This is a genomic window from Staphylococcus delphini, from assembly GCF_900636325.1.
GTDB lineage: Bacteria > Bacillota > Bacilli > Staphylococcales > Staphylococcaceae > Staphylococcus > Staphylococcus delphini.
In genome coordinates this window covers 984,321-1,006,187 of sequence record NZ_LR134263.1, presented here as the reverse complement: position 1 = coordinate 1,006,187, position 21,867 = coordinate 984,321, and the positions used below count along the sequence as shown (strand labels likewise).

The 21,867-nt window shown below is 37.8% G+C and carries 21 protein-coding genes and 2 pseudogenes; 8 read left to right on the top strand and 15 right to left on the bottom strand.

The window, feature by feature from the left end; all coding sequences use genetic code 11:
• Positions 1–28 precede the first annotated feature (28 nt).
• Entirely contained in the window at positions 29–190 is a 162-nt protein-coding gene (locus EL101_RS13210) for an SE1561 family protein (RefSeq protein WP_019166471.1), read from the bottom strand.
• A 115-nt stretch (positions 191–305) separates the two neighbouring features.
• Here EL101_RS13210 and yfkAB point away from each other — a divergent pair, with 115 nt between their 5' ends.
• On the top strand, positions 306–1,445 hold the full coding sequence (gene yfkAB, locus EL101_RS04550) for a radical SAM/CxCxxxxC motif protein YfkAB (RefSeq protein WP_096597683.1): 1,140 nt from the start codon (positions 306–308) through the stop codon (positions 1,443–1,445).
• 635 nt (positions 1,446–2,080) lie between these two features.
• Here the strand turns inward: yfkAB and EL101_RS04545 are convergent.
• Genes EL101_RS04545 through EL101_RS04535 form a run of 3 tightly spaced genes read right to left on the bottom strand, consistent with a single transcriptional unit; the run spans position 2,081 to position 4,078 of the window.
• A complete protein-coding gene (locus tag EL101_RS04545; protein WP_014613489.1) occupies positions 2,081–2,602 on the bottom strand; it encodes an acyl-CoA thioesterase in 522 nt (173 codons plus the stop codon).
• Between the two features lie 18 nt (positions 2,603–2,620).
• Positions 2,621–3,853, bottom strand: a complete 1,233-nt coding sequence (locus tag EL101_RS04540; RefSeq protein WP_096597681.1) for an aminopeptidase — start codon at positions 3,851–3,853, stop codon at positions 2,621–2,623.
• A gap of 21 nt (positions 3,854–3,874) precedes the next feature.
• A complete protein-coding gene (locus tag EL101_RS04535; protein WP_019169369.1) occupies positions 3,875–4,078 on the bottom strand; it encodes a DUF1128 family protein in 204 nt (67 codons plus the stop codon).
• Between the two features lie 133 nt (positions 4,079–4,211).
• Here EL101_RS04535 and EL101_RS04530 point away from each other — a divergent pair, with 133 nt between their 5' ends.
• The 4 genes from EL101_RS04530 (at position 4,212) to EL101_RS04515 (ending at position 7,132) form a co-directional block, all read left to right on the top strand.
• The gene (locus EL101_RS04530) at positions 4,212–4,670 is read left to right on the top strand and encodes a low molecular weight protein-tyrosine-phosphatase (RefSeq protein WP_019166466.1); all 459 of its coding nucleotides are present in this window, start codon (positions 4,212–4,214) and stop codon (positions 4,668–4,670) included.
• A 7-nt stretch (positions 4,671–4,677) separates the two neighbouring features.
• Positions 4,678–4,965 (top strand): YtxH domain-containing protein, encoded by a 288-nt coding sequence (locus EL101_RS04525; RefSeq protein WP_014613485.1) that lies wholly within the window; start codon positions 4,678–4,680, stop codon positions 4,963–4,965.
• A gap of 215 nt (positions 4,966–5,180) precedes the next feature.
• The gene (locus EL101_RS04520; RefSeq protein WP_096597679.1) at positions 5,181–6,518 is read left to right on the top strand and encodes a YihY/virulence factor BrkB family protein; all 1,338 of its coding nucleotides are present in this window, start codon (positions 5,181–5,183) and stop codon (positions 6,516–6,518) included.
• A 32-nt stretch (positions 6,519–6,550) separates the two neighbouring features.
• On the top strand, positions 6,551–7,132 hold the full coding sequence (locus EL101_RS04515) for a beta-class carbonic anhydrase (protein WP_096597677.1): 582 nt from the start codon (positions 6,551–6,553) through the stop codon (positions 7,130–7,132).
• Between the two features lie 882 nt (positions 7,133–8,014).
• Here the strand turns inward: EL101_RS04515 and vraR are convergent.
• The 5 genes from vraR to map all read right to left on the bottom strand — a co-directional run bounded on the left by vraR (position 8,015) and on the right by map (position 11,636).
• The gene (vraR, locus tag EL101_RS04510; protein ID WP_014613482.1) at positions 8,015–8,644 is read right to left on the bottom strand and encodes a response regulator transcription factor VraR; all 630 of its coding nucleotides are present in this window, start codon (positions 8,642–8,644) and stop codon (positions 8,015–8,017) included.
• On the bottom strand, positions 8,634–9,677 hold the full coding sequence (vraS, locus tag EL101_RS04505) for a sensor histidine kinase VraS (RefSeq protein WP_019166463.1): 1,044 nt from the start codon (positions 9,675–9,677) through the stop codon (positions 8,634–8,636). Before vraS ends, vraR begins: the two co-directional genes overlap by 11 nt.
• Positions 9,674–10,375 (bottom strand): cell wall-active antibiotics response protein VraT, encoded by a 702-nt coding sequence (gene vraT, locus EL101_RS04500; protein WP_096597675.1) that lies wholly within the window; start codon positions 10,373–10,375, stop codon positions 9,674–9,676. Before vraT ends, vraS begins: the two co-directional genes overlap by 4 nt.
• A gap of 12 nt (positions 10,376–10,387) precedes the next feature.
• Positions 10,388–10,777, bottom strand: a complete 390-nt coding sequence (locus EL101_RS04495; RefSeq protein WP_096597673.1) for a hypothetical protein — start codon at positions 10,775–10,777, stop codon at positions 10,388–10,390.
• A gap of 97 nt (positions 10,778–10,874) precedes the next feature.
• Positions 10,875–11,636: a type I methionyl aminopeptidase gene (gene map / locus EL101_RS04490; RefSeq protein ID WP_019166460.1), complete on the bottom strand. Its 762-nt coding sequence runs from the start codon at positions 11,634–11,636 to the stop codon at positions 10,875–10,877.
• 96 nt (positions 11,637–11,732) lie between these two features.
• On the opposite strand from map, the gene EL101_RS04485 reads away from it, so the two are divergent.
• The gene (locus tag EL101_RS04485) at positions 11,733–12,731 is read left to right on the top strand and encodes an FUSC family protein (RefSeq protein WP_096542445.1); all 999 of its coding nucleotides are present in this window, start codon (positions 11,733–11,735) and stop codon (positions 12,729–12,731) included.
• A 1,225-nt stretch (positions 12,732–13,956) separates the two neighbouring features.
• Here the strand turns inward: EL101_RS04485 and gatD are convergent.
• Both gatD and murT read right to left on the bottom strand, forming a co-directional pair.
• Positions 13,957–14,679: a lipid II isoglutaminyl synthase subunit GatD gene (gene gatD, locus EL101_RS04480; protein ID WP_096597671.1), complete on the bottom strand. Its 723-nt coding sequence runs from the start codon at positions 14,677–14,679 to the stop codon at positions 13,957–13,959.
• Position 14,680: 1 nt separating this feature from the next.
• Positions 14,681–15,991, bottom strand: coding sequence for a lipid II isoglutaminyl synthase subunit MurT (gene murT, locus EL101_RS04475; RefSeq protein WP_096597669.1), 1,311 nt, complete (start codon positions 15,989–15,991; stop codon positions 14,681–14,683).
• A gap of 199 nt (positions 15,992–16,190) precedes the next feature.
• Between murT and EL101_RS04470 the strand changes: the two genes are divergently transcribed.
• On the top strand, positions 16,191–16,694 hold the full coding sequence (locus EL101_RS04470; protein ID WP_019166456.1) for a ferritin: 504 nt from the start codon (positions 16,191–16,193) through the stop codon (positions 16,692–16,694).
• A 288-nt stretch (positions 16,695–16,982) separates the two neighbouring features.
• Positions 16,983–17,544 (top strand): annotated as a pseudogene (locus tag EL101_RS04465) (3'-5' exonuclease).
• On the opposite strand, the gene dinB reads toward EL101_RS04465, so the two are convergent.
• The 4 genes and pseudogenes from dinB to EL101_RS04445 form a co-directional block, all read right to left on the bottom strand.
• On the bottom strand, positions 17,539–18,609 hold the full coding sequence (dinB, locus tag EL101_RS04460; protein ID WP_096542437.1) for a DNA polymerase IV: 1,071 nt from the start codon (positions 18,607–18,609) through the stop codon (positions 17,539–17,541). The pseudogene EL101_RS04465 and the gene dinB overlap by 6 nt on opposite strands.
• Positions 18,610–18,713: 104 nt before the next feature.
• The gene (locus EL101_RS04455; protein ID WP_096597667.1) at positions 18,714–19,256 is read right to left on the bottom strand and encodes a metalloprotease family protein; all 543 of its coding nucleotides are present in this window, start codon (positions 19,254–19,256) and stop codon (positions 18,714–18,716) included.
• 501 nt (positions 19,257–19,757) lie between these two features.
• Complete coding sequence (locus EL101_RS04450; protein ID WP_096597665.1) at positions 19,758–20,621, bottom strand: CPBP family intramembrane glutamic endopeptidase; 864 nt, start codon at positions 20,619–20,621, stop codon at positions 19,758–19,760.
• 371 nt (positions 20,622–20,992) lie between these two features.
• Positions 20,993–21,758, bottom strand: a pseudogene (locus tag EL101_RS04445) (group II intron maturase-specific domain-containing protein).
• Positions 21,759–21,867: the final 109 nt, after the last annotated feature.

Here is a 21,867-nt window from a genome sequence, read left to right as displayed (position 1 = left end):
TCAATCGTTCAAACATATTGACCCATATTTATTTACGTAATTGATTCACTTTCGCTTCAAGTTGGTCTAATAAGTGAATCCATTCGTCGATATCCGCGACATCCACCTCGTTCGGATCCGCATGTTCAATCTCTTCTAAAAATTGAGAAAGTCTCTCTTTCACTTGATTCATAGTTTGTGGCTCTTTCATACTTTACGATTCTCCTTTATAATTGCAGTTGTCATAGTTATATTAACATGAATTTGATTTTCCTCAATGGTAAATATCAAATGATCATGTATTTTAAGATGAGGAGTTTTTAAAAATGTTAACGACCCAAAAGGAGCCTATTTCAATATTTAATGACCCGTGGGAGCCTTATACAGATATAGAACAATACGGTCAATTGACGCTGAGCAACGTTGAATTTACGACAACGAATTTGTGTAATATGCGTTGTAGTCATTGTGCTGTGGGCTATACATTGCAGACGAAAGACCCCGATACATTACCGATGTCATTAATTTTACAACGTTTAGATGAAATTCCAACGTTACGTACGATTTCTATTACGGGTGGCGAGCCCATGTTTTCAAAAAAATCAATTCGTGAAGTAGTTAAACCATTATTAAAGTACGCTTATCAACGTGGTATATATGTCCAATTGAATTCGAATTTAACTTTACCGTTAGACCGTTATTTGGACATTGCAGAATATATTGATGTGCTTCATATTTCACACAATTGGGGCACGATTGATACCTTTACTGAAGTCGGTTTTGGTGCGATGGAAAAGCAACCACCATTAAAAGCGAAATTGAAATTGTATGAACAAATGGTTTCAAACGCGCATACTTTAAGTGAGCAAGGCATGTTCGTCTCAGCAGAAACGATGTTAAACAAAAGTACCTATCCACATCTCACGGCTATTCATCGCGAAGTCGTGAATGATATGAAATGTCAACGTCATGAAATTCATCCGATGTACCCTGCTGATTTTGCGAGCCAATTGGAAGTGCTCGATTTGAAAACGATGAAAGCAGCCATTTCACATTTATTAGATGTCCGTGATCCAAATACGTGGATGTTGTTTGGAACATTGCCGATATTCCCTTGTTTGCAAGACGAAGCAGACGCGAAGTTACGTCAAAAGTTAAAACAGGCACCGAATGTAACGATGCGTAATGACCCTGATGGTCGCAGTCGTTTAAATGTGAATGTGTTTACAGGAAACGTCATTGTGACAGACTTTGGTGATGAAACAGGTACAATTTCTAATATTCGTCATGATCAATTGACGGATGTCTTCCAAAGATGGTTGGACAGTCCGTTAGCTCAGGCGATTAATTGTCATTGTCCAACATTTGAATGTCTTGGACCGAACATTCTTGTTAAAAATATGTATTATCCCAATGTTGATTTCAAGGCTCAAGAAGCAAAAATGCACACCCTTTTTAATCAATAACGAATAGATACGTACGAAAAATGGCTGGGAAGCAGTGACGTCTCCCAGCCTTTCTTAATGATTAAAAATATGGAAATGTAAAATGAATTAAGTTGAATAGGACTCAAAATTTTTGATTTTTTCATTTTATAAACTCGCCATTGATTATCAACTTTTAAGTTCGAAATGTAAAAATGGCCGAGATTCTTAAGTGATGAAGTTAAAAAAGGCCAGATGAATGACATCTGGCCAGCCGGATTGGTTACCGGAAATGTAATTTACAGCCGGATTGGTTACCGGAAATTTATACCTAAATTATATCGGACAATTATATGAAAGCAAAGAGTTAGGTTAAAAGGTTTACTTTTAAATCATTTTATATCTTATTTTTGATTTCGTCATTTCCCTTTAATTTCATGGTGATGTACAAAAGTATCATTAGTGTCATCTGAATCACACCATTTAGTTTGATAGTGAAATTTTAGTACTGTCAACTATAACTTGTTGATGTTTTTATTTTTAAAACTTATGGGAAGCCATGGGTGCAATCAAAAACCCACAAATCATAGGGAAAGAAAAATCAAACAAAAAAGCGACACCAGCAGCTTCAAAAATTTAACATCACAAGTTTTAAAGTCTAATTTGATTTCTATTGTTTATTGCTTAAATTCTAATTCTGAAATAAATTGCAGTGTTTGTTTACTTTCTTGACGTCTTGCTTTTCGACGTGCTACGCGGGCTTCAGCTGTTTCGTGAAACCATTTTTCTGCTTCCGTTTCAGGATATACTGCAGGCACTTTTGTTGGCTTGCCATCATCATCTAATGCGACAAAAGTTAGAAAACTGAGTGCTGCTAACTCCTGCTTATTGTTCGGAATATCTTCAATTAAAATTTGAACACAAACTTCCATTGATGAACTGCCTGAATACGAAACCATCGCAATATACGTTAAAATGTCGCCATTACGAATCGGTTTTAAAAAGTCTACTGAATCTGTAGAAGCCGTCACGACAGTTTGATTCGCATGTTTCATTGCACAAATTGCCGCAATTTCATCAATATTCGCCATCATTGTACCACCGAACAACGTCCCGAGATGATTAGTATCTTGTGGAAATACTTGTCTCGATTTATATACTTTCGAATCTTGCATCGCTTTTTTATCTATTTTTGCCATGTCGTCACCTCAATATGTTTAATTGACCCAATTTCCGTCTTTAAATACTTGTTCTTCTGTCCCATCTTCAAGTACACCGTAAATATTAAGGTCACTACTACCAATCATAAAGTCCACATGTGTTAATGAATCATTCAAACCATGGGCTTTCAGTTCTTCAGCCGTCATTTCAGTCCCACCTTGCAAATTAAACGCATATGCGGCACCTAACGCGATATGACATGATGCATTTTCATCAAATAATGTATTAAAGAAAATCGTGTTTTTATTTGAAATCGGTGAATCATCTGGCACTAATGCGACCTCTCCTAAACGACGTGCCCCTTCGTCCGTGTCTAGTAAGTCTGCTAACACCGCTGCTCCTTGTGCCGCTTCAAAATCAACGACAGCACCCTCTTTAAACGTTAATTTGAAACCGTCAATAATGGTGCCGTTATAACTGAGCGGTAATTTATTTGTGACATAGCCGTTGACGTTGTTGCAATCTGGTGCAGTGAACACTTCTTCAGTTGGAATGTTAGCAATAAAGCCTTGTCCTTTTTCTGTATAGCTCATCGGTTCTTCCCAAATATGGCCTTTCGGTAAGCCAATATGTAAGTCTGTCCCTTCTGAAACGAAATGAAGCGCTGTATAAGCTTTTTCGTTTAACATCGCTGCACGTGCTTTTAAGTTTTGCGCATGTTTTTCCCAGTTTTCGATTGGGTCATTGCCATCGACGCGTACAATGCTTAAAATATCTTCTAAAAATCGCGCCATCGCTTCTTCATCATTTAAGTCAGGATACACACGGTTTGCCCATGCTTGAGAAGGATAACTTGCGACAAGCCACGGGAAACTATTTTTTTGTGCTGCAATCATATATGGTTTAAAAGCTTTTGCATATTGACGTTGTGCCGCCTTTAATTTGTCAGAAGCAATGCCATTTAGTAAATCTGGATCTTCTGATAAGAGTGCTAACATACATGCACCACGGTTCACGTAATCCATGCGTTCGTCTACATCATAGTCTTTAACCTCTTGCTCAAAAAATGAAGTCGGCTCATTTTCGTATGTTAGAGGTTTAACTTGAGGATCCTCATATTTCACTCTTACATCTGAGGCTCCCGCTGCATAAGCTTCTTTTACAATTAAACGTGTGAAGTCCACGGTTTCTACAGATGTGCGAATGTATACAGGTTGGCCTTGTTGCACATTCATCCCCACACGTACGAGTAATTTAGCGTATTGTTGTAATCGTTTCTCAGTTGTCATAAAATAACCTCCCAATTCGAATTACTTGCGAATATCACCTAATGCTTCAGTAATACCTGTCATTTCACGTGGTGTAAAGTCACGTTTCGAAGTGACAAACGCATGTATATCTTCTATATCTTCACGATCATTTTCACTATAGTTTTCAGGATCAATTAATCCGGGGTTCACTAAATTCAAACGATCGCGTATTTCTATAATCATTTCTTCAATAGTTTTTGACATTTATCTCATCCTTTCGTCTCCAATATTTTATCAAAGTGATGAATATTTGAAAAATTTTTGTCGCTATCACTTTCGAATTGTTTTAAAAAAGGCTAAAATGGGCATATAGATTTAGAACATGGAGGTTATCTACATGACAACAGTTGCTTTTGTATGTTTAGGTAATATTTGTCGATCTCCTATGGCTGAGGCAATCATGCGTCAACGTCTAAAGGATCGCAATATTGACGACATTGAAGTATACTCGAGAGGGACAGGTCGCTGGAATTTAGGTGAACCCCCTCATCAAGGTACACAAAAGATTTTAAAAGCACATGACATTCCTTTCGATGGGATGATTAGCGAATTATTTACAGAAACGGATGATTTTGATTACATTATTGCAATGGATCAAAGTAATGTAGATAATATAAAAGACATTAATCCTCATCTTAAAGGAAAGTTGTTCAAATTGCTTGAATTCAGTGATATGGAGGAAACAGACGTTCCAGACCCATATTACACAAATAATTTTGAAGGTGTTTATGAAATGATTCAATCATCTACGGATCATTTAATAGACTATATTCTTAAAGACACGCGAAAGGGGTAACATCATTATGCAAAACAAATTATTACCTGGAATCTTAATTGGGGCTACAGTCGGCGGTGCGATTGCGTTAATCGACAAAAACACACGTCGTTCTGTGAAAACTTCAGTGAACAACATTAAAACAGGTCAACGTTCAAGCCAACCTTCTAAGTTCACTCAAGTGAAAGATGAAGTATTATACTGGAAAAATACGTTTGACGAAATTCGTCGTAACAATCCAGAATTAGAACGTTCTTTACGCAATGCAAAAGATACGTTTATGGAACGCAAAAACAACAAACAAATTGGTCTTTAATTTAATCATTTTTAGATCAATTGTTGGATGACAATGACAGCTTAAGTATGAACAGCTCATATGACTCACATCGATACGTTCACATTTCAATGCATTGACGCTATATGTCGTTCATAAGTTTGATGTCGTCTGTCATACCCTGGGGCAATTTCAATGCACATTTTATGATGCCTTGTAGATTGCCCCTTTTAATTTTTAAGATAAGGAGTTTAGCTATGTCTCAAAACGAACAACAGTCCAAAGGCTTTATTGATAAAGTCAAAAATACAATTTCTAATGACGATCATGAGCAAAATCAAAAAGAAGAAACGCCTTCTCCTGATCGAAAAGGAGATGCGACAGGTGAAACAGACGAGAAGCACAAATTCGTAAAACCTCAACCGTTTCAATCGAAAGAAGCACCGAAAGAAAATCAAACATTTTTCGTTTCAAGAATTAACAAACCAGCTAAATATACAGATCGTCCGAACTTTTTTAGCTACTTAATTTATCGTATTGGAAAAGATGACGCATCTGGATTAGCCGCACAACTTGCTTACTACTTTATGTTGTCGCTTTTCCCAATGTTGATTTTCATCTTATCACTCGTTCCACTCTTTAACATTGATCGCGATACGATTACAGCACAAATTTCAAACAATGCACCTGCAGAAACGTCTTCCATCATTACCGGTATTATTGATGATGTCATGGGTAATGCAAGTGGTGGCCTACTCTCAGTCGGGTTGATCTTGGCATTGTGGACAGCATCTAACGGAATGACTGCGATGATGAATGCTTTTAACGTTGCATATGATGTTGAAGATAGCCGTAACTTTGTCGTATCGAAGTTGTTAGCGATTTTCTTTACATTATTAATTGGGATTACGTTACCACTCACACTCGTCTTATTTACGTTTGGTGAGCAAATCGGTAACTTATTATTCGGACCATTAGGCCTTGACGAGCAAGTCCGTTGGGTGTTTAGTCTGTTACGTACTGCCCTTCCTGTATTAGCTGTACTGATTGTCTTTACAATTATTTATACGTTAGCACCAAATGTGAAAATTCGATTTAAATCGGTTATTCCTGGTGCCCTGTTCTCAACGATTGTATGGATTTTAGGTTCATTGGCATTTGGTTTTTACGTTTCAAACTTTGCCAACTACTCTAAAACATATGGCAGTATCGGAGGCGTCATCGTCTTAATGTTATGGTTGTACATCACTGGCTTTATTTTAATTATTGGTGCTGAAATTAATGCGATTGTTCATCAACGTAAAGTCATTAAAGGCAAAACACCTGAAGAAGAAACATATGATGAACTTGAAGCACAAGACGAAGAAGCACTCGCTGAAGCACATAATAATTATGGCGAAAAAGACGATAAACAAGCGGATGATCATCAAGAAACAAACGACACACGCCATAAAGAGAACGCACAAAACACGGCTTATGAATCAACACATGACGCGACAGCAGCAACAGACCGTGCACCACAATACAAAGAACCAGAAACAGTCGAACGTACGAATACAGGTCGTTCAAAGCATATTAAAACAACAGAAGATTAATCAACCCTGTACCAATCTTGGGAGGAAGTCTAATGACATTACTAGAACACATTTTAGAATACAACGAAGAATTTGTAGCGAATAAAGCATACGAAGCTTATTCAACAAGTAAAACACCTTCAAAAAAAGCGGTATTACTCACTTGTATGGATACACGCTTGCAAGATTTATCAACGAAAGCACTCGGTTTCAATAACGGGGATTTAAAGGTCGTTAAAAATGCAGGGGCTACGATTAGTCATCCATTTGGTTCAACAATGCGAAGTTTACTCGTAGGCATCTATGCATTAGGGGCTGAAGAAATTATTATTATGGGACATAAAGACTGCGGTATGGGGAATATTAATGTCGAAGAAGTGATGACAACGATGCAACAGCGTGGTGTCGACCAGCAAGTCATCGATATTCTTAATTATTCTGGCATCGATGTCTCCAACTTTTTAAAAGGCTTTGACGATGTTTATGATAATGTAAAACACAACATTGAAATGATTTATGAACATCCGTTATTTGATAATAAAGTGCCTGTTCATGGTCTTGTTATTGATCCGCATACTGGTGAATTAGACCTTGTGCATAATGGTTATGAACGCGCGCAAGCACAATCAAAATAAGTTTTTATAAGAAGCATCAATCATTGTGACATACACAATGATTGATGCTTTATTTTAGTTGAACTTTCACTCTTTCCATTTTGAACATTTCACATGCATACGATTGCCGTCTTGGACTCGCGTTCCCAGGGCTGAGGGGAGGTTGTGACAAAAGCGCTTAGGATTTGAGCAGAACCGAGCGATGAGCAAAATTGATTTCCAAATTTTGCCGAAATCGCGGGAGTTCTGTCGAAAATCCTGCTTTTGGAACACCGTTTATTGATTCCCAGCGCACCCATTCATCGTGGATTTTGGGAGCAGTACAGAAATCTCATGTGTAACAAAGATTTCGTCGTACTGCCCCCGCAAGGCTGACTAGACTTCTCAAAAGTGCAAACATTGAGAAGTCAGACAGCTAGTGCGATAAACAGCAACCACTATTAAAGTAAAGAAGCGACTGTCAGCAGTATGCACGCATTCCCTCGGGAGTCTCGTCCATCCGCCAATCTTGCATGGACAGAAGTAAGGAAAGAGGACATTCCCATTTAATCGACTCATATAACGTCAGCAAAACATTTAATCGCATTTCAACTTATTTTTTTGCTCTTGAGACACCATTCATCAATTTCCCGGTGTATCCATTCCTTGCCATCTTGACAGCTACTACGTTTAACATTGGCCAAAATTTCAGTCAAAATCTTCTTGTTCGAATTGATATACGTGTCCCTCGGGTGTCTCGTCCATTCGCAATCTTGCACGAACAAGCGCAAGGTAAGAGGGCAATGTTCACCCCTATGTGCATCTTATTTCAGTAAGACGATATTGCCCCCCCTAAAACACGGAATGGTTCGTTTACCCTAAATATACTCTTCCTAACTTTCAACTGGATCTACATATAAAATCCTACTCAATCAGCCCATGTTGGAAAGCATAAATGACTGCTTGCGTACGGTCTTGCACTTCAAGTTTACTTAAAATATTACTCACATGCGTCTTTACCGTCTTAATGGTAATATGTGACGCACTCGCAATTTCTTGGTTCGAATAGCCTTTTGAAATCAATAACAAAATTTCCATCTCGCGCTCAGTCAACAACTCATATAACTCCGCACGTTGCTTCATTCGATTGCGCATTTTCACTAATACTTCCGCTTCAAATACAGACTCACCACGACTCGTTTTACGTACCGCTTCCGCAATATCATTAGCACTTGTCGTTTTTAAAATATAACTATCGACACCGGCATCTAATGCACGATACACTTCTTTATCTTCAATATAACTCGTCAGCATTACGACTTTAATATGTGGCAGATCTTTCTTAATTTGCATTGTCGCTTCCACGCCGTCCATATCCGTCATCACTAAATCCATTAAAATTAAATCCGGTTTCAGTTCGTGGGCTTTTGCGATCGCTTCCTTACCTGAGGCGCCTTCCCCCACCACTTCGATATCGGGTTGTGTTGATAAATAACTTGAAATCCCTATACGTACCATTTCATGATCATCAACAAATAATACTTTAATTGTCATGCTGTTCCTCCTTTTCAAGTGGTGCTTTCACTTCTATTCTCGTCCCTGCATCAGGTAATGAGACGATATGAAACGTGGCACCAATCTCTATTGCACGTTCACGCATATTTTTTAATCCATAACTTTGTTCTAATTTATCATCGACATTAAATCCAATGCCGTCATCTTGTATACGCAACAATAAATAATCATTGCGGTTAAGTAATTCTACTGTTACTTGCGTTCCCTCAGCATGTCGTAACGTATTGGAAATCGCTTCTTGGGTAATCCTAAAAAGGTGATCCTCAATACCTTTAGGGACTTCAAACTCATCAATTTCTTGCACGACTTTAATGGGCACTTTGCGTTGTAAATCCGTCACGAGCGATTTTATCCCCTCACCTAACGATTTATCCTTCAATCCTATAGGTCTTAAATGAAGTAACAGTGCACGCATTTCAAGTTGTGAGTCTTGCACCATTTTTTCTAACGTTGGAATTTGTTGGTCTAACGGTGGAGCTAAATCTGTTTCCTTGATTGCAGACAACATCATACTTGCCGCGAAAAGTTGTTGCGACACACTATCATGCAATTCTCGTGCTAAACGCTGCCGTTCATCTTCTATAATCTTTTTCACCTTCAAATCATTTAAATTATACGTTTCATTCGTTAAATTTTGTGTTTTAATCCGCATTTTATGCAGTTCTTGATTCAATGGGACGAGCGCTTGGTACAATTCAATCGTTTCATTATACAGCTCAAGTTGTTGATCATTGATTCCCACTGTTTCGCCTTCGAAAGCACGAACGATTTGTTGCTTCACCCAATCATTTTGTTGATTGATTTTATAAGCTAACACACTGCCCACGATAATACATAAAAAAATGACGACTAAATTTAAAAAGATAAAAACAGGAATCCCTAAAATTTGTGTATAAAACATGCCTTGAAAGAAAATAATATTGGTAAACACTTTATCGATAAAGAAAAACGCGGTGAGCATACTATATACGAGAATGAGCATCGAACCTATCGCTCGGACGTAGTGATTCATCGATAAACCACCTCAACATCACCTATAAATGTTGAGACGAAGATGTTGACGGTATAGTTTTCTGGTTTATGTTGCGATTGCATTAAAATGTTATTATTCTCAACTTTAAAACGCTGTTGATCTAAAGTGACATTGCCGTAAAATGCAGCCACATTCAAATTCACATTATAATTGAGCGGCACCACGACTTGCACTTTACCTACGATGTGACGAATGACGACATGGTTTTGCATTTTTAAATTCGCCGCTTTCGTCATGTCCACAACAACGTCACCAATGCCATGTTGAATTTGCAAATCTTCCCATTTATAAACATAGACTGGTGTTTTTTGTTCGCCAAACCATTTTTGTTTAATGAATGAGGGCGTTTGCGCAGTGTCTTCTGTTGATAATATTTCAAGTGGTCGTCTTTTGTAGATCACATAGCGCACTGAAACGATAATCATAAACAAAAATAGTATCACGAGTGTGTATTTATTTGATAATAATGTAAATAAAATCATTAATGCGCCTATCCAAAAGAATAGTAATCCGCGCACTTTATGAAAGTAAATATAACCGACATACATTAAAATACTGCCTAATAATAAAACGAAGAGGAACCCGATTTTCTCAAAAAAGATATAGTACAGGTTGGCAATAATCATCAGCGCAGTAAAAATAATGAGTAATTCGGTCGAAATATATTTTTGTGTCATATTTCCACCTTTCTAGTATGCATACATTAAAGATTGAACAAAATCACATTCCCTTTTTATCAAACCTTTATCTTCTCTTAACTTGAGGAAGTAATTTTCCAATTGCGCATACTCTTTTTCAATTTCATTCAGATCACTTTTAATCGAATTGATGTCTCCACCCTCAATCACTTTCGCACTTGAGAGATGATATTCATTCATTAAGTCGATATATTTATTTTCTAATTCAATCGTTCTTCTGTCAATCATCATCCGCATTTGACATTTTTTGCGTTCGATATAAGCCATTGCACAGTCAATGTTTTGAATTTTAATATCTAATCGATTCAAGTATTGATGAAACAGTTGCTGATAAACCTCACGAAAAAACTTTTCAAAATAGCTTTTCAATAGTTGTAACATTTTAGAATCACCTCTAACATTACCCCTATTATAAAATGGTTCTATAACCTTGATAATAGGCTACAGAACCATTTCCCATTAAGACTTAAGTCCGAAACTATGCATCACGGTCGATTTTTGTTGTGAGTACAGGACCGTCTTTTGTCACAATGACAGTATGTTCGATTTGAGCGACATAACTTTTATCTTTCGTTTCAAATGCCCACTCATTTTTACCTTCAGTAACATATGTCGCATTAGAAGAAATGAACGGCTCAACAGCAAGGACCATCCCTTCTTTTAACAACAATTTTTCATGTGGATCGAAATAATTTAAAATGTGCGCAGGTGCTTCGTGTAAAGATTGACCAACACCGTGACCTGTTAAGTTTTTAATGACTGTCAAATCATTTTTACGCGCCACAGCATGGACGGCTTTCCCAATTTGACTGATTTTAGAACCTGGCTTAATTTTTTTCATTGCGGCTTCAAAAGCTTCTTCTGCAACGTCACATACTTTTTGCTTCATCGGCTCACTCGTTTCACCTACAACGAAAGATATACCCGTATCCGCGTAATAACCATTTTTCAATGCTGAGACGTCAATATTCACCAAGTCACCTTCACGAATGACACGTTGACTTGGAATCCCATGTGCGACTTCTTCATTCACACTAATACAAGTCTGTCCAGGGAAATTTTCATCATGAATCGGGGCAGAAATCGCACCCGCTTGTTCAAACATATCTTTAGCGATTTGGTCGAGCTCTTTCGTTGTCACGCCTGGCTTAGTCGCTTCACGCATTGTATCACGAACCTCAGCACAAATCGCGCCTATTTCTTTTAATGCCTGTAATTCTTCGTCTGTTTTTACTATCATTGTTATCCCGTTCCTTCTAAAAGTTTATACAGTCCTTATTATAACAAAAAAATTTTGATATACTAATAATGAACTACGAAACAGGAGATACGAACTATGAAGGATAAATGGTATAAAAATTTAGTCGGTGCACGGACGCTTAAAACAGGGTTAGCTACTTTTCTTACTGCCCTTTTTTGTTTGTCACTCGATCTCAACCCTATTTTTGCAATTTTATCAGCCGTCGTAACGATTGAACCCACTGTCAAAGCTTCCATTCGCAAAGGTTACAAACGACTCCCAGCCACAGTCATTGGTGCATTTATTGCTGTCGTCTGCACTTACTTTTTAGGTGATGACTCGGCGCTCACTTATGGTTTAACTGCAACTTTAACGATCTTACTTTGTATTCGGTTGAACTTACACGTCGGGATCACAGTGGCGACACTTACCGCTTTAGCAATGATTCCAGATATACACGAAGATTATTATTTTAACTTTTTTTCACGCTTATTAACAGCCTTCATAGGATTAGGTACAGCAGGACTGGTGAACTTCATCATTTTGCCACCGAAATATTACGACCAAATCGATGTCCTTATTGAAAAATCAGAACGTGAAATTTATCATCTATTTGATACGCGGATGAAAGAACTGGTCATCGGCTTATTTCACTCTAAAAAAAGTGATCAAGCGGTTCAAAAATTGCATGTATTGAACGCACGGATTGAGGAATTACTCGGATACCAAAAAGATGAATTGAATTATCATAAAAGTCGCAGTCAATCCGACGAATGGTTGCGTTTAAGACGGTTGACGAATCGCGCGCATGAAAATCGACTGATGATTACACATTTATCGAATATTATTTATTTACCAAATGATGCAATGATGATTTTTACGGACGAAGAGAAAATCGCGATGATTTCGATATCACAGCGGATGGATCAAATTTTTAATTGTGGCACATTTAAGCCGGAGAAAAAAGCAGCCTCGACATTGAAGAACTCAGTGAAAGGTTTGAATGAGTTTGATGACAATCAAGTTAAAAGTCATACCATTTATGAGATTTTGTTAATTTATCGTATTTTACTGTTGCGTTACAAAGTCAAATAGAGTGTATAAAAGTGAGTGCGAACCTTTCATACACTTTTTATATAATGAACCGGGAATGGGACATAAAGATTTTGATGCCATTGATGCATTTTCATCTAATTGCCTCATTCATCACCTTTTTAAATTCTCATAATTGCTATCATGGACTCGCGTTCCTAGGGGACTTGCCTCAACTAGCCAACGCTTTATTGAACTGTTAAATATGAATGAAGCGTTGGCGGATTTTCGGCTGCGTCTGATTCCTCAGGAGTCTCGTCCATTTTAGCAATTTGAACTTAAATGCTGTGAATCAATGAAACGAGCTGATAAGATGAAACAATCAAAAATTTTTATCTCCATTCACCTTAATTAATTTTATATTTCTATATTTTGCTTTTCGTTCATCGTAGGAGAGGGGCTCGGAAACTCAATGTCCTACCCCTGTTCTTTCAATTTTTAAACACTTTATTTTCAATGAGACTAACAGCAATGGGTCATTTAAAAGTCTCTTTACGTTTGTTCGCTCCGGTGATACGAGTGAATAACAATTTTGGTTTATATGAAAATCTGACCTCTTTTGCGTTCCTTCCCGAAAACTTTAAAACAAGTTCTATTCTCTACTTTAGCGTAAAAAAACAGAGCAAGGCACTGCTATCGCTCACTCCATTTTGAAATATGTATTTTATATAATGGACACTACCGCAACACACTGCTGTCCCAAAAAGCTTCTAAGTGCACACTCAAAGTTATAAGAAAAAAGACACAATTTTTGATGTATTGAATCGCTTTATTCACACAAACCTGCCCCGCCCGCCTTTTATCAATTAACGTAAAATTGCCCCAATGGACGAGACTCTTGAGGGATCAGCTGAAGTCGAAAATCCATTTTTAGTTCACCGTATCAAACCATATTCAGCCACAACTCCCCCTATATCTCATCCAAAAAAGACACCATTTTTGATAGCATGAATTGATTGACTAACAGAAACTTGCCTTTTCCCACTCTTATTCATTCAAGATTGCCCATTCGGGTGAGACTCCCGAGGGATCAGCTGAACCGGAAAATCCACCAACGCTTTCATAAATGTAACAGCTTAATCAAAGCGTTGGTTAGTTGGAGGTTCAGCCCCTGGGAACGCGAACCCAGAAGGGCAATCGCGATATCTTATTTCTTACCGGTGGCAAAAGGCAAGTTTCGCTTAATATCATTAAAAATACATCAAAAATTGTGTCCGAGCCGCTAGATTCATTTGCTCTTACGCGCACGATCCACTAATACTTGTTTTGCCTGCTCTTCTTCAGTGTTATCAATATGCAACGGTTCGAACGGAATGCCTTTTCGTTCTGCGGCAGCTTTCAATAAATAGTCCGTCATTTCATGGTTTTTCGGTAAAATCGGCCCATGTAAATACGTCCCTAACAAGTTTTTATAATGAATGCCCTCTTTAAAGTCAGTATCATTATTACCGTAACCGTGCGTCACAGTGCCTAATGTATCGTAATCATGATACGTTCGACCACCATGATTTTCAAAACCAACGATAGTGCCAAATGTATCACTTTCAATGACGATATCACCTGTTAAACGTTCTTTTTTAGATTCTGTATAAAAGTCTAAAATGTGTAAGCCTTCGAGTTCTTGGCCATCCGGTGTAATATATTTTTCCCCTAAAAACTGGTAGCCTCCACACACTGTGAGACCCGGTAAGCCATCTTCTATTGCTGCTTTCAATTCCGTTTTAATTTTGCGTAATGATTCCGTTGCTAAACTTTGTTCACGGTCACTTCCACCACCGATGAAGAAAATATCCGCTTTAGAAAGGTCGACGTTTTCAGTATCATTCACATCGACAACATTAAGATGAATGCCACGTTTTTTGGCTCGATATTTTAACGCCATAATGTTGCCAATATCACTATATAAATTGAGTTTGTCTGGCATAAAATGATAGACAGTGAGTTCATGCATATTAATCGACCTCCTTAAATGAACGATTCAGTTGTTCAAGCATTGGTGCTAAAGACGTGTAGTTCGGAATCGCAACTGTAAAGCTATTGTAGTCCATCGTGAGCGCCGTTGCTTTATGAATATCTTTTTCTAAAATAATCGGTGCTGTCACTTCCGCAAGTTTTAATCGCAATTGCAATTCTTCCGCACGTGAACCTGTCACAATAATTGCTTCTATCGTTTGCTCATTTAACTTTTCAAAGTCAGCGTCATAAATCCATGACGTATCCCGACCATCAGCTGCAAAGTCGTTCAAGCTCAAGACATACACTTTTGATTCATCTAACTTTTCACCCATAGCAATCGATGCATTCATGCCAGCCGGGTTTTTCGCCAAGTTAATCAGTGCCTTTTTCTGCCCTTTTTCGAAATACTGCATACGACCATTATCTGAAGTATACGTTTCAAAGCCTTTACGAATCGATGCATCATTTAAACCTAATTCTCTTAATACTGTATAGGCTGCAAGTGCATTGTATGCGTTAAAGTCACCTGCAATTTTCATATTAAACGTCGTATCATTGACCGTCATTTCAATAAATGGGTCCACAGTAAATGAAGCAATTTCATATTGTGGTGTCTCACGCTTAAAGCCACAATGACAAGTGTAATGACCGAGTTGATTATAATGAATGTGGGAATAATTCAGCAGTGATCCACAGTTCGGACAATAACGACTCTCATTCATCGTGGACTGTTCAAATTCATACGCATGGGCTTGCATACCATAATATGTGACATGATCACTTGCGATTTTTAAACGTGTCACAAATGGATCGTCGGCATTTAATAATAACTGTATACCTTTATTTTGAATGGCTGAAATAATGCCATTGACCATAATATCAATTTCGCCAAAACGGTCCATTTGGTCTCTGAAAAAGTTCGTAAATACCATTTTTGTGGGTGTCATTTCATTTAAAACACGTGGAATAGAGCCTTCATCAATTTCAATGATGGCGATTTTCGTTTGAGGTGTCGATTGGACGATGAAAGCTGAAGTAATCCCAGCAGCCATGTTCGCACCTTCATTGTTATGAATAATTTCGATATGATTTGCTTTTAGCGTATGACCGATTAAGTTCGATGTCGTTGTTTTACCATTTGTACCGCTAACAAAAACGACTTCATCCACACGGCCAGCCAGTTTACGTAAAATATTTTGATCAATTTTGCGCGCAACTTGGCCTGGTAAATCTGTTCCTTTACGCCCTGTTGCACGACTTGCTTTTCTTGCGAGCTTTGCCATATTAATTGCTGTCCATTGTCTCATATTCAACATTCTCCTCCGATTTCCTACAATATTATATCATGGTGACACAAATTACCAAATAAAAAGATAACTGCGCAACATCGACTGACGACCGATGTGCATTTTGATAAAAAAAACCTTTTAATACAACGTTCTTTTGAATATTGTTCACAATATAGGGTACAATGAATAAATACCAAAGATTTTAGGGGTGATTGATATGTTAAATGAAAAGTTATTAAATGCATTAAATCGTCAAATGAACCATGAGTTTTTTGCTGCACATGCTTATATGGCGATGGCTGCTTACTGTGATTATCATTCGTACGAGGGCTTTGCGAATTTTTACATCCAACAGGCAAAAGAAGAACGTTTCCATGGTCAAAAAATTTATGATTACATTAACGACCGTGGAGAAAAAGCTGTTTTCAGTCAACTCGACGCACCAAAAGTTGAGTTCAACAGCATTCTTGAAACATTTGAAGATGGTTTAAAACAAGAGCAAGATGTGACACACCGCTTTTATGATTTATCTGAAATTGCACATGAATATAAAGATTATGCGACGATTTCATTTTTAAATTGGTTTTTAGATGAACAAGTGGAAGAAGAGTCAATGTTTGAAACACACATCGATTATTTAAAACGTATTGGTGATGATTCAAATGCGCTTTATCTTTATGAAAAGGAATTAGCGGCACGTAAATTTGAAGTTGAAGCATAAACAATCCTTATAGACTCGATTTACTTTCCGCATTAAAGGCTAGGGAAACGCCATTGTTCCCTAGCCTTTATTCCTACAAATGCAGAACATGGCTTTCTGTCAAAAATCCCCTATTGAATGCAAAACTGGACAAAGTTTTACTTAACTTGCCCCCGTTGCTTAATTGTTTTCAAATACTGTGGATGAGATCTTATTCATTTTTCCACAAACCGCTTCGACATCATCTTATTTTTAACTCGCGTCCAAATGTGCTAATATTTAGCTATCATTTTGAAAGGATGTATGGCTATGACGGAAAATAGTTTTGTCGCGCTTGATTTTGAAACTGCCAATTATAAACGGACAAGTATTTGCTCAGTCGGTATGGTGAAAGTTGTTGCGAATGAGATTGTCGAAACATTTTATACGTTAGTGAATCCGAATGACTTTTTTGCAGCACGTCATATCGAAGTTCACGGTATTCACGCAAAAGACGTAAAACAGTCGCCAGATTTTGCGTACGTGTATCCTTATATGATGCAATTTATAGGTGATCTTCCAGTCGTTGCACATAATGCCGCCTTTGATATGTCAGTCTTACATGCCAGCATCCAAGCAGAAAAAACTCATCACGCCACCAATGACTTACTTTTGTTCATATCAACTCGCAAAACGGACGGTATCTGCACGTCGTCACGGTTTAAAACATATGATGTCTCATTTCAATCTTGATTTTCATGGCCATCACGATGCTTTAAATGACGCGAAAGCCTGTGCCATGATTACGTATCGTTTGCTGAAACACTATCCTAGCCTTGACAATGTCCTCCAAGTTTATGGCAAGCAACTGACTGATAAAGATATGCTATAAAAAGTCATAAATCGTCATGTTTCTGAAAAAGGCATCTTGCAAACCACCTACCGTCACACCCACTAAACGAATCGGGACCTCTGCTTCTTTCAATTCATAATATAATTCATACGCAATGCGATAGATTTCATCGGCATCTCGGACAGGCGTGATTAAACTTTGTTGTTTGGAAAAGTTTTCGAAACGATGTGTTTTAATTTTAACTGTGACCGTACGTCCTGCTTGATTCATTTTTTCGAGACGCTGAGCAATTTTCTCACTTAACATTTCTATTTTTTGTAAAATTTCTTCGTCATCGTTCGTATCGAGTGAAAATGTCCGTTCTGCCCCTACAGTTTTCCGAATTCTTTCGGCTTTCACTTCTCTATCATCATAGCCGCGTACACGTTGATATAACTGGTGCCCTCGTTTACCGAATAAATAGACCAGTTCACGCTCAGATTTTTCATATAAGTCTTGCCCGTTATAAATCCCTTTTGCATGCATTTTTTCTTTCGACGCTTTACCAATACCTGGAAAGTCACCGATATCAAGTTGCATTAATAGGTCATGCACATTTTGGTAATCAATCACCGTCAGACCATTTGGCTTGTTCATTCCACTTGCGAGCTTTGCTAAAAATTTATTATAGGATACACCTGCACTCGCTGTCAGTTGTGTTTGATCATAAATATCTCGGCGAATATATTGCGCAATTTTTGAAGCTGGGAGGTCTGGACGAACGAGTTCTGTAATATCTAGATAGGCTTCATCGAGTGAAAGCGGCTCAACCAGTTCAGTATAACTTTTAAAAATTTCCATAATTTGTTGTGATACTTCACGATAGGCTTCAAACCGTGGTGTGACATAATAACCATTCGGACACAGTTGATAAGCACGCGCCATGGGCATAGCTGAATGAACACCAAAGGCACGCGCTTCATAGGATGCTGTAGAGACAACACCACGTCCACTCGCTTTACCACCAACAATGACCGGCTTGCCACGTAAACTCGGATTATCTCTCACTTCGACTTGCGCAAAGAAAAAATCCATATCAATATGAATGATTCTCCGTTCTTTCACATAAAGCCCTCCTTTCTATCACTTCATTTTTATCCACCTTTTGATTTCCCTTTCAAAAACAAAGAACCTTCACACGCTAGTAAAAACGCGGAAGATCCATCCTATCAATGTGCAGTTCGTTCAGCTGGTTTTTTGCGATAAACCACTAAACCTGCTTCAGTCATTTCAAAATATTGTGCTTTTTTATCTCTTAACGCTAAAAAGACTAAGTAGAACGACAATAGGCTATAGCCCATATAAATCGCAAACGTAAAAATAATCGACGTATAGGGCATATTAATAAATACAATAAACAACAACATCCCAACCAACGCAATAGGCATTAACATCACAGTAGCAAATGTCATGCGGTTAAAGTAGTATTGCGGTAGAAATGTTAAGAAGACACCGTTTTTCACCTGATAATGACGTGTCTTCACTGACATCATTTTGAATAATACCGTCTTAATCCCTTCATGACATAACACTATTACTAAAAAACCAACGATTCCTATTAAAAGATTGGTTGAAAAGCGTTGTTCTTGTAATGAAATTGCCGCCATCGACCATTTGTAACTTAATACAATGAACGCAAGAATGACAATAAATTGAAGTAATAAAAAACGTTTCATGATCTGTTGATTTTGAAATAGATCAATTTTATACATGCATTCACCCTCTTATGATGTATCGTTTAGCTTCGTGGTCATTCTTATTATACCCTAGCTATGCAAGCAAATTGTGCGACTTGAGCCCTAAATTTATCCCATCGATCACAATGTACATTTCACTTCCATATTCATGAGGCGTTGAAGACACATTTCAGCTACTAGTTTAGCACTTTTCATCAGATTTTGAAATGTTTCAATCTTATTGTACATTGCGCTGATAGACATTTTTTCAACTTATCGTGACTTCAAAAATCACTTCCATTTTGGTGAGACATAAATCACATTTTAATGTTTCTCTAGTCAGAGCGAAAAGACGCTTTCCCGCTTTAGATGTCACAATGGTATGCATGTGCGTATAATATTCTGGTCATTTCAACGCATATCGTTCAATGTCGATTTGCATTCAAGGGCTATTTTACACATAAAGATAGGCGTAAAAAAGGCACCTATACCCTATAAGTGCCCCGTCCGACGATTATGTTACGTTCTACCGTAAACTTATGCGCCTCGCTCAGTATTTCTTTTTTTGATTAAAGTTGTCAAAACTATGATTAAAATCAAACCTACAATCGTCGTCACTATCCCGCCTTCAAACCCAAAGTCACCACCAGAGATTACCTCTTTACCTGGTATTGCAATAGACTTAAATAAGCTTACAGGTATACTGTTTCCGGATACTTCTGCACCGAAAATATAGCCTTGAGAAAAATTCCATAAACCGTGAAGTGCACCTACGAATAACAAATTCCCGCTGTAATAATATACAAGTGCAAAAACGACGCCAGCTATAAATAAATTCATCACCGGTAAAATTTGCATATTGGGATTTAATGCATGACCTAATGTAAATATCACACTGGTCGCAATCACCGCTATCTTATCACCGTATTTTTTGGAAAAGTGTGGCATGAGGTAACTTCTATAAATCAATTCTTCCCAAGTCCCTTGTAAAATAAAAAAGAATAAGCCCCCTATTAATCCAGTGGTGAGCATTAAACTGTTGGATTCGATTTTAATCCCGCCAAGCAAAAAGATGACACACGCTACGAAACTGAGTGCTAGAATCCCCACCGCACTCCCAATCAAGATTTGCGTAATCGCCTTTTCTTTTGTAATCCCCAGTGTGGTCAGCTTAATTTTCGACACTTTCGTCATCACAATAGGCATGAGAATCACAGCCACTAACATACCTATAATGCTCGCTACAGAACCTATCTCAAACGTAGGATTGCCCTTTAATAATCCAACCATCGGACTTATCAGTGATGGTAATAAAAACGTGACCAACCCGATTAATACTGGAATGCATATTAATTTGACAAATCCCTCTAGCTGAATAGCATTTACATACTTTTTATACATTTTTTGTTCTCCTCGATTATTTTAAATAGACCATTCATTTTGAACAATTAGTATAACATATGTGAGTGGATAATTATCATATTCATTATAGATGTGATCTTTTCAGAAATTTGACAGTTTCTTTACCCTCGAATACAACTTAAATGCAAATGTGTGATAAAGCGGCACGATATCAAAATGACTTGCCTTGCACTCCCCTGTAATCACACTTAACATGCAAAGCCATACTGTTTAAAACAATAAAAGTGAGCAAGCTGAAATGACTGTCATGCTATTTCAATCCCAATGTTACATAATCGAGTAGGAGAATAGCCATTAATTGACTACTCGTCCTCTCACACCACCGAGCGTACGGTTCCGTACTCGGCGGTTCAATATCTTGCGTAAGCCAACTCTGCAAGCTGGGCTAATGGGATTAATCCCCACTTGTAGAGTTGTTTTGTTGTAAGTGCACGATGAACCTCGTGCGTGTTCGATAACCGCCAGTATTTCTTGCGAGACTGTGCGATTTTCATTGCACTTCTATGGTCAAGACCATATTGACGCAACATCTTATATTTCGTTCTAACTCTTTTCCACCGTTTAAGAATGAGTTGTCTAAGTCGGCGGTTTAACCAAGATTTGCGTGGTTTCAATAAATCCTCTGATAAAACCTCTACCAAAGTAATTTATCCAACCTCGCGTCACTTGGTTAATTTCAGTGATAATCTCTTTAAAGGTACTGGGTCTATTTCGTTTCGTTATTTTCCTTAAGGTGCGTATTAAATTTCTTTTTGCTTCCGCAGTCGGTCTGAAACCATGGCTATGGTTTGAAAATGTTCGGTCAATGCCTGGTTCAATCACTTGTCTAATGGCTTGTTGTATGACTCTGTCTCTAGCGACAGGAATACCAAGCACACGCATTTTCCCATTTGGTTTGGGAATTTGAACTTTTCGAACTGCTTGAGGTTGGGATGTACCTTCAAGCAGTTTTTTCGTTATCTGCGGAAAGTACTGCGCAAAGTGAGCATGGAGTTCGCTGACTTTCATGCCGTCAATTCCAGGAGCACCTTTGTTTTTCTTAACCTTCTTGATAGCTTTTTCTATGTTGTTCGGTCTTACAACGAGCTCCATCAATGATGGAGACTTACGATACATTTCTTTCATTTCACCTAAGATTCACTGTACACACTTATGTATTCTTTTTTCGTTCCACTACTTATCCTTCCACAAGTTGCCGGTTAAACCGTATTCTGTACGTCGTAAA

Bases quoted from the DNA above. Each gene is read 5' to 3' on its own strand.
- EL101_RS04530 (WP_019166466.1), top strand. From the start codon at position 4,212: ATGACAACAGTTGCTTTTGTATGTTTAGGTAATATTTGTCGATCTCCT.
- EL101_RS04525 (WP_014613485.1), top strand. From the start codon at position 4,678: ATGCAAAACAAATTATTACCTGGAATCTTAATTGGGGCTACAGTCGGC.
- EL101_RS04520 (WP_096597679.1), top strand. From the start codon at position 5,181: ATGTCTCAAAACGAACAACAGTCCAAAGGCTTTATTGATAAAGTCAAA.
- EL101_RS04545 (WP_014613489.1), bottom strand. From the start codon at position 2,602: ATGGCAAAAATAGATAAAAAAGCGATGCAAGATTCGAAAGTATATAAA.
- EL101_RS04535 (WP_019169369.1), bottom strand. From the start codon at position 4,078: ATGTCAAAAACTATTGAAGAAATGATTATAGAAATACGCGATCGTTTG.
- vraR (WP_014613482.1), bottom strand. From the start codon at position 8,644: ATGACAATTAAAGTATTATTTGTTGATGATCATGAAATGGTACGTATA.
- EL101_RS04455 (WP_096597667.1), bottom strand. From the start codon at position 19,256: ATGTATAAAATTGATCTATTTCAAAATCAACAGATCATGAAACGTTTT.
- EL101_RS04470 (WP_019166456.1), top strand. From the start codon at position 16,191: ATGTTAAATGAAAAGTTATTAAATGCATTAAATCGTCAAATGAACCAT.
- EL101_RS04495 (WP_096597673.1), bottom strand. From the start codon at position 10,777: ATGTTACAACTATTGAAAAGCTATTTTGAAAAGTTTTTTCGTGAGGTT.
- EL101_RS04450 (WP_096597665.1), bottom strand. From the start codon at position 20,621: ATGTATAAAAAGTATGTAAATGCTATTCAGCTAGAGGGATTTGTCAAA.
- EL101_RS04515 (WP_096597677.1), top strand. From the start codon at position 6,551: ATGACATTACTAGAACACATTTTAGAATACAACGAAGAATTTGTAGCG.
- murT (WP_096597669.1), bottom strand. From the start codon at position 15,991: ATGAGACAATGGACAGCAATTAATATGGCAAAGCTCGCAAGAAAAGCA.
- EL101_RS04540 (WP_096597681.1), bottom strand. From the start codon at position 3,853: ATGACAACTGAGAAACGATTACAACAATACGCTAAATTACTCGTACGT.
- vraS (WP_019166463.1), bottom strand. From the start codon at position 9,677: ATGAATCACTACGTCCGAGCGATAGGTTCGATGCTCATTCTCGTATAT.
- EL101_RS04485 (WP_096542445.1), top strand. From the start codon at position 11,733: ATGAAGGATAAATGGTATAAAAATTTAGTCGGTGCACGGACGCTTAAA.
- EL101_RS13210 (WP_019166471.1), bottom strand. From the start codon at position 190: ATGAAAGAGCCACAAACTATGAATCAAGTGAAAGAGAGACTTTCTCAA.
- map (WP_019166460.1), bottom strand. From the start codon at position 11,636: ATGATAGTAAAAACAGACGAAGAATTACAGGCATTAAAAGAAATAGGC.
- yfkAB (WP_096597683.1), top strand. From the start codon at position 306: ATGTTAACGACCCAAAAGGAGCCTATTTCAATATTTAATGACCCGTGG.
- vraT (WP_096597675.1), bottom strand. From the start codon at position 10,375: ATGACACAAAAATATATTTCGACCGAATTACTCATTATTTTTACTGCG.
- gatD (WP_096597671.1), bottom strand. From the start codon at position 14,679: ATGCATGAACTCACTGTCTATCATTTTATGCCAGACAAACTCAATTTA.